The following is a 6,779-nucleotide window of genomic DNA, read 5'->3' as shown; positions in this document are numbered from 1 at the left end:
TTTGGCCTATGGAATTTGCGGGCCTGTGGCCAACAATCTAAAAGCGATTTTCGCCGAAGAATCGAAATATTTTTCCTGCATCAAAACCGGTCTTCTGGCCCATATGCAAGGCTATCCGCCTTCCGTATCGGTGGAAATGGCCCGTAAATCATTGCCCTCGACCGTTCGTCCATCCTTCTTCGAAGTGGAAGAAGCCTGTTCCAAAGTAACGCTATAGGCGGGGCACATGGCCGATAAAAAAGGCAAATCCGACGAAAAACCGGTGATCATCAAAAAGATCAAAAAAGGTCACGGCCACGGCCATCATGGCGGTGCGTGGAAAGTTGCGTATGCCGACTTCGTGACAGCGATGATGGCGTTCTTTTTGTTGATGTGGCTGTTAAACGCAACCAGCCAAGAACAGAAAATGGGTATCGCCAACTATTTCAATCCGGTTACCGTGACCAAGGTCAATATCTCCGGTTCCGGCGGCGTTTTGGGCGGTCTGACCGCTGGCCCGGAAGGCGCGATGAAACAAGATACCACCACCATGTCGGTATCGCCTTCAATGACCCCGCCCCAAGACGTTACCGATGGACCGGATAATGAATATCCGGCGTCTTCGCCAGATCCAACCGAAGATAAAAAGTTGGAAGAATTAGTCGCGAAAAAAGAAGAAGCCCAATTTAAACGCGCCGAAGAAGAATTGCGCAAAAGCATTGATTCCGATCCTGAGTTGAAAAACCTTGCCGATAACCTTTTAATTGACCGCACGCCGGAAGGATTGCGCATTCAAATTATCGATCAAGACAAAGTTGAAATGTTCGCGGTCGGCAGCGCGCAAATGTATGACTATACCAAGAAACTTTTGGAAAAAGTGTCTGGGATTATTTTGAAAATGCCGAATAAAGTTTCCATTACCGGCCATACGGACGGACGCCAATACTCGCCAGCAGCGACTTATACCAACTGGGAATTGTCATCCGATCGCGCCAATGCCGCGCGGCGCGTCATACGCGCCTCTGGCGTTCCCGAAGAACGTATCGCCCGCGTATTGGGACGCGCAGACCGTGAACATTTGATTCAAAATGATCCTATGAATGCCAAAAACCGGCGTTTAAGCATTATCCTGCTTACCGAAACCAATCAAAAAGCTTATGAAACGCTTCGCAATAATCCGTTGGGCACGTCAGACCCCCTATTTAAAGGAAAAACAGCGGAACCCGTAAATGCGCCTATTATTTCAAGTCAGCCTGTACAGCCAACCGCACCTGCCCCATCCACTCCTGCTCCATAATTACCGGTTTAAATACGGCAAGAACGTTTCCGGCGATCCTTTGAAAATTTTATTGTAAGGTGCATTGATCTGCGCACTGCATTGCGCATAGGCATTAGTCGATGCCGTCATTTTTTCTGTGCATTTATTGATAAATAATTCCTTTAACGCCAATACTTCCTGGGTATTGCCAATCGCCCGGCACGTAATAATATCCCGCACATTCAAACATTCCAACATGCGGCAGGTAAATTCCGAGGTTGGATTTTCATAACAATCGGCCGGCAATTTTACCGCCGTTCCCGTATACCGCAAAAATCGATCAACGGGCTGTGGCGATTTGGAATAATCGGGAAAAGCCAAAGAACGGCTGACCAAGCGGTTGAATTGTTCTGGATCGAGCATTTTCTTGTATTCGGGATTTAACATTTTCTGCAATAAAAATTCATCCCAACTGAATTTATTGACCATCTGATAAAGGCCCTTTTTTTGCGTGCTTACCAAATCATCTTCTGTAAATCCAACATACTTTAGAATCGCTTGGGCATTTAAAAATTTTGGCTTGTTAGGATCAATTTGCAGCCAGTGGTTCGCACGTGTCGATATGTAACTGCCGTTGGCCATTGCCGCCACATATTGCAGACAATAATTCTGATTAAATTCCTGACCATCCAGGGCATCAACCGTGGTTCCACGGATAAAACGGCATAAATCTTGATTTCGTGTCATGCCGGCGACTTCGATTAAACAGATATCGCGCCAACCTATGACTTGAACGCCTGGCCGTGCGTCGGGTTTGCGGACTTGCGCTTCCAAGGAAATACGGTCGCACCAATTTTTATCTGCCGTAGCGCGGGCCAACAAGATATAATATTCTTCATAACCGTTAGGCAGTCGCCACACTTGATCAATACGTTTAGGCGCCGATGGCTGGGAAGCCGCCGGTGCGGGAACGGTTACAACTGGAAATGGAAATTGGGGTTTGGTTTCTGTTTGTGCCAATACCGGCCCACTAAGGCTTAGTAAAACCAAGAAAAGACTAAAGATTCTTACCATCATCTTATTATAACCCCAAATTGTGGCCATAATTGGTATAATTTATTCCTTAAACTTACAGGATTGCGGGAATCCGCGTGGCACCATGCGGCCGGAATGGCCGCGTTTGCCCATCCAGTCCATAATATTGGTTTCAACCACCGGTTTGTCACCCTTATACCAAGTTAAGCCGGCTTTCTTATCGAATACCAGAGCATCGGTTGCGCGGCCATCTTTGTATTTCTGAAGAGTTACGCCCCGGCCCTTGTTCATCGTCGGAACTTCGGATTTTTCGATAACCAGCATTTTGCGGTTTTGACCAACGATAGCAACCATATCGCCGACGGCCGGAACGCAAGCAACCGCTTTTTCTGTATCCGGCAGATTCATTACCTGCTTGCCATTTTTGGTTTGCGCGGTGACTTCGGATTCCGGAACGATGAATCCACGTCCGTCGCTGGCGATCATCAATAATTCCCGTGTGGGATCATGCACAAACAGGCTGACAATGTCATGTTCTTGCGGAATTTCGATAGACAGCCTTACAGGTTCGCCAAATCCGCGACCCGAAGGCAGTTTCGAAACATCCAAGGTATAGAATTTGCCGTTGCTGGCGAACAAAGTCACTTTATCGGTGCTTTGCGCCGGCAGTACGAATTTTTCCGCATCGCCTTCTTTATATTTCAATTCCGAAGCATCGGTCACATGGCCCTTCATGCAACGGATCCACCCACCGGCGGAACAAACGAACGTCACTGGTTCTTTTTCCACTTGCGCGATTGGAATCACGATGGCGGACGGCGCATCGCCGAACACGGTGCGGCGCTTGCCGTTTGGATGCTTATCGCCGAATTTATCTTTGATATCTTTGACAATATCGGACACGGCCTGCCATTGCAGATCCTCGTTCTTCAGCAATTTCTTAATCGCGGCTTGTTCTTTTTCCAGATCGGCGGTTTCTTGGCGGATCTGCATTTCTTCCAATTTACGCAGGTTGCGTAAACGCATATTCAAAATCGCCTCGGCTTGCACCTCGGTCAACTTGAATTTTTGCATCAATTTCGGCTTCGGTTCGTCCTCGTTGCGAATAATCTTAATTACCGCATCGATATTGAGATAAACGATTAAATAACCAGCAAGAATTTCCAGGCGATTTTCAATATGTCCCAAACGCCATTTTTTGCGGCGAATAAGAACTTCTTTTTGATGATCCAGAAACGCCAGCAAAATTTCTTTTAAATTCATCACGCGCGGAATCTGATTTTTGTCCACAACGTTCATATTAATGCCAAAACGCGTTTCCAGATCGCTATGCTGGAACAACATCGCCATCAATTGATCGGGTTCGATATTGCGCGATTTTGGCGATAAAACCAGGCGCACACGCGTATCCGATTCATCGTGAATATCGTCCAAAAACGGAAGTTTCTTTTCTTCCATCAAACTTGCGATTTGTTCGATCAATTTCGCTTTGCTCACCTGATATGGAATTTCGTGCACCACGATCTGCCAGGTGCCGCCTTTTAATTTTTCGACTTCCCAGCGCGCGCGGATACGCAAACTGCCGCGTCCGGTGGTATAAGCATTTTCAATCGTTTCCCGCGCTTCGACAATTTCGCCGCCAGTTGGGAAATCCGGCCCTTGGACATATTCCAATAACGACGCCACACGCGCATTGGGATGTTTGATCAAATGAATCAGTGCTGAACAAATCTCGCCTACATTGTGCGGCGGAATATTCGTGGCCATGCCGACCGCGATACCGCTGGTGCCGTTGGCCAATAAATTCGGGAATGCGCCAGGCAGAACCACCGGCTCCACATCGCTGGAATCGTAAGTCGGGCGGAAATCGACCGCGTTTTCGCGCAGGCCAGCCAGCAAGGCTTCGGCCACATTGGTCATTTTACATTCGGTGTACCGTTGCGCTGCCGCATTGTCGCCATCGATACTGCCAAAGTTCCCCTGCCCATCGACCAACGGATAGCGCATCGAAAAATCCTGCGCCATGCGAACCATCGCGTCATACACGGCGACCTCGCCATGCGGGTGGTATTTACCGATAACGTCGCCCACAACGCGGGCGCATTTTTTATACCCGCCCTCGGATTTCAGTCCCAGTTCATGCATCGCGTACAGCAACCGGCGATGCACGGGTTTCAAGCCATCGCGCACATCCGGCAAGGAACGCGACACAATGGTCGACAGCGCGTACGATAGATAACGTTCGCTTAATGCCTCGCCAAATGGGACGGATTTAATTTCGCCGCCGAATAAGTCTGCTGTTTTTGCCATGTTATGCTTGTAACAGTTCTAGCTTGCGAATCAAGAGTCCGCGCGCGGTTGGCGCCGATTTTCGCCGGGGATTGAGGATATGTTGATCCAGAAAATAACCGCTAAGACGCAAACTGTCCAAAATATCGCTTTGCGGCAAATTATCGTTTATTGCTTGCGGCCAATTGTCGTTGGCATAAAATTGATAAACGAAATCCGGCAGACGCAATAATTTATCCAGCCATGGCTGCGCCGCATCCCGCGAAACCGCGCGGCCGGTTTTCGGCGAAATATGCGTCAAATTATCTTGCGCGCCTGTCACCGCGCAGGCCGACAAATCCAAGCCAAATCCCAAATGCTGCAACAAATTCACTTCCCATAACGCATAGGCCAGCATCCAATCCTGCCCCTGCAAATTGCCCAGTAAATTTAAAAGACTGTCGTACAAAACCGGATATGGTTGTTGATCCGGCAAACTTAGTTGGCACCAGCCGCATGCCGCCTGCATCGCCAGCATAACGGGGCCCATCGTCATAAATTGCGCCGCAAGTGGCCGGTGCATTTCAGCCTTAATGGCTCCCAAATGATCGGCAAGCCGCGCCTGCCAAACGATATGAATCAGATTTCCGGTTTGATAAAGACCTTGGGTCGCGGCGGTCGGTTTACGCACCAATCCATTCACCCGGCCATGATCGCGAGTAAAAGTGGACAGGATATGATTATTTTCGCCCAGCCTGGAACAGGACAGAACGATGCCATCGCCGGAGAGTTGCATGATTTATTGTGGCAAGAAGAACGGATAAGGGTCAAGGAAATAGAGCGTTTGTCCAAGCCATAATAAACTTATGTTGCGAGGAAAAATTTTGCCTTAAAGGGCAGCTCTAGGACCTTGTTCTGCCTTTTTGTACATCATGAAATTGCAGCATCCGAGAAAATGTGTCTTCGGCTCTAGCAACGGATTCTGAATCATTAGGATCATAAGTAACAGAAAAACGGTTTCCACCAGGCTCACAAGATACAAAAGTTAAGGAACAGCGTCGCAGACGAATTTCATCTATAGCATCCCGGAATTTAGCCGCAGCCAATTCGCGCGCCAGGGGACTTGGTGCGGGCGTTGATTGGACGGTTTTTCTGCGTCTTGTAACCATACCGAGACCTTAACACACTATTTCCTTAATGTAAACAAGATGGTGGCGATTGGTGGCTAAAACTCCAGCCCCATATCCTTATAAAAAGCCTTATTTTCTGCCCAATCTTCGCGGACTTTGACGAACAGGAATAAATGCACCGGGCGATCGAATATTTTTTGCATTTCCGCCTGGGCTGCTTCGCGGATTTTTTTGATTTGCGTGCCGCCCTTGCCCAAAACAATGGGCTTGTGCGCTTCGCGCGCGATAATCACCGCCTGGTCGATTTTCACGCTGCCGTTTTTGTAATCTTCCCATTTTTCGGTATCGACATGGATGCCGTACGGCAATTCCTGGGACAATTGCAGGAATATTTGCTCCCGTGTGATTTCAGCGGCCAGCAAGCGTTCGGAAATATCGGTCAATTGATCTTCGGGATAATGCCACGGTGCTTGCGGGAGTAATTGCATAACGCGCGAACGAAGTTCATCAACGCCCATTCCTCGCAACGCGGAAATAACATGGATTTCGGCATTGGCATCTTGCGCTACAATTGCTTGTTTTACAGCATCGATAACATCTTGTTTAACGATATCGGATTTGTTCAGCACATATAATTTTCTATCCGGCGCGCGGGTTTTGGATAGAACGTCGAAAATCTGCTGCGCCGATTGTTTGCTTTTTAAATCGATCAGAAAAATGGCGATATCAGCCGCGTCGAATCCATCGCGCGCGGATTTGACCATCGCCTTATCCAAGCGCGTTTTTGGCGCAAATAAACCGGGCGTGTCGACCAGCACCATTTGTGCATTACCTTCGACATAAATGCCCTGTACGCGGAAACGGGTGGTTTGCACCTTTGGCGTTACAATCGTTACTTTTTGTTTTAACAACGCGTTGACCAGCGTCGATTTTCCCGCATTGGGTTCGCCGACAATGGCGGCATAGCCGAAGTGTTGGGATTTAGTGTTTTGGGAATTCATTTCCATTCCTTAAAATTCCCCTCCCTTTGGGAGGGGTTGGGGAGGGATAGGTTTTGCTTTATTGATATATATACCATGCCTAACCCCCTCCCTACCCTCCCCCAAAGG

6 protein-coding genes are annotated in these 6,779 nt (G+C 48.4%); 2 read left to right on the top strand and 4 right to left on the bottom strand.

Annotated elements, in window-relative coordinates; all coding sequences use genetic code 11:
• Positions 1-25 precede the first annotated feature (25 nt).
• Together EYC62_07555 and motB are read left to right on the top strand one after the other, a co-directional pair.
• Positions 26-217: a hypothetical protein gene (locus EYC62_07555; GenBank protein TAH33155.1), complete on the top strand. Its 192-nt coding sequence runs from the start codon at positions 26-28 to the stop codon at positions 215-217.
• A gap of 9 nt (positions 218-226) precedes the next feature.
• Positions 227-1,276 (top strand): motility protein MotB, encoded by a 1,050-nt coding sequence (gene motB, locus EYC62_07550; protein ID TAH33154.1) that lies wholly within the window; start codon positions 227-229, stop codon positions 1,274-1,276.
• Here motB and EYC62_07545 read toward each other — a convergent pair whose 3' ends face one another.
• The 4 genes from EYC62_07545 to EYC62_07530 all read right to left on the bottom strand — a co-directional run bounded on the left by EYC62_07545 (position 1,277) and on the right by EYC62_07530 (position 6,671).
• Positions 1,277-2,314 (bottom strand): hypothetical protein, encoded by a 1,038-nt coding sequence (locus EYC62_07545; protein ID TAH33153.1) that lies wholly within the window; start codon positions 2,312-2,314, stop codon positions 1,277-1,279. It lies immediately after the preceding gene.
• Between the two features lie 39 nt (positions 2,315-2,353).
• Positions 2,354-4,582 (bottom strand): DNA topoisomerase IV subunit A, encoded by a 2,229-nt coding sequence (parC, locus tag EYC62_07540; GenBank protein TAH33152.1) that lies wholly within the window; start codon positions 4,580-4,582, stop codon positions 2,354-2,356.
• A 1-nt stretch (position 4,583) separates the two neighbouring features.
• The gene (gene recO, locus EYC62_07535; protein ID TAH33151.1) at positions 4,584-5,336 is read right to left on the bottom strand and encodes a DNA repair protein RecO; all 753 of its coding nucleotides are present in this window, start codon (positions 5,334-5,336) and stop codon (positions 4,584-4,586) included.
• A 429-nt stretch (positions 5,337-5,765) separates the two neighbouring features.
• Entirely contained in the window at positions 5,766-6,671 is a 906-nt protein-coding gene (locus EYC62_07530) for a GTPase Era (GenBank protein TAH33150.1), read from the bottom strand.
• Positions 6,672-6,779: the final 108 nt, after the last annotated feature.

The organism is Alphaproteobacteria bacterium (assembly GCA_004295055.1).
In the GTDB taxonomy this organism is placed as follows: domain Bacteria; phylum Pseudomonadota; class Alphaproteobacteria; order SHNJ01; family SHNJ01; genus SHNJ01.
The sequence above is the reverse complement of the archived record's forward strand: the minus strand, read 5'-3'. Positions and strand labels throughout refer to the sequence as shown.